The organism is Paenibacillus sp. 01T422, from assembly GCF_056398785.1.
On record NZ_JBFTQB010001336.1, the window covers coordinates 1 to 1,149 of the forward strand.

Sequence of the window (1,149 nt, forward strand, 5' to 3'; positions counted from 1 at the left end):
GTGTATACCTTGTCCATATTTAGAATGACTTGTCCAGTATGTAGATCCAAATAGTATGGATGCTCAAAGTTGCTGTCTAGGTAGGCATCAATAAGCTCTTCCATTAGATTCATTTCGATCAACCTCTCTTAAGAAATATGATCCTATTTTAGCAAAAAAATTATCAGAGTGAATACGAAATTTAAAGCAGCCGACTTCAAATCAGTAGAATGTTTCTTATCTGAATCTTTGAATAGCACCTTTTCTATCATTTCTAGTAAACATAAAAGCCCCTCCTTTACTGTCAAGTATTGGAGGGGTCTCGTTATTTTATACGTTCATATTCTATTATTTAAGCCTTCGCGGTAAGCTAACAGATTCTCAAAAACCCGAAGTCTCTAAATCAAATAATAACTTTTGGGGTTGTGCTCCTGAATAATTCCGCGAAATTGGATGGTGACTGAAACAAAGGGAAGACCGTAGTTGACGTTAAGGTTCATCTAGGCCCCCGCACTCCGACATACCGTTCACGAGCTACGAAAGCGGGACGAGACGTATGAAAAAAGCAGTATTCACGATGAGGAGCCTGCTTGTGCAACTCACTGTATCGGCGCATCGCTGACGTTGAGTCATCAAACCTATCAACGACAACCACTTCCTCAATATAGCGGTTACCTTCCATGGAGTGTGCCTTCATTGCTTCAAGAACTACCCATTCATTTGGAAATCGTTCCTGCACTTCTTCCCATTGCATCCCATAGCCTCCTTTGGCTTACGTCATTTTCATTATAACATAAACAAAATTCGACCAAACAAGCTCCAAACCGAGTTATCTCTTTTTAAATATGCCGAACCCCTGTCCCCGATTTGATAGTTGTAGTTTTATCTGGACAAGGGTTCGATGTCCCGAGGGGAGTATTGAAATGTCCATTTAACTTGCTTACGAAGCTCAATCACCGATGACTACCTTAGCAGTACATTTCAATGCCGTGCTCCCTCCGATTACGCTTCGGTCCGCGCGGGCGAACCCTAGAGGGGTTCATCTCCCAAAACTCACCCATACAAAAGAAAAAGCACCCTCAACGGGTGCTTCTTCATTTTGTATGGAGGTGAGCCGTGGTGTGCCAAATCCACAATTCGCCGCCGCGTGATACTGAGGATATTCTATAG

Annotated in this window: 1 protein-coding gene; it reads right to left on the reverse strand. The window is 42.6% G+C overall.

Going from position 1 to position 1,149, the window contains the following annotated elements:
• Positions 1-475: 475 nt before the first annotated feature.
• Positions 476-733 (reverse strand): hypothetical protein, encoded by a 258-nt coding sequence (locus AC1DUA_RS38535; protein WP_477504708.1) that lies wholly within the window; start codon positions 731-733, stop codon positions 476-478.
• Positions 734-1,149 lie beyond the last annotated feature (416 nt).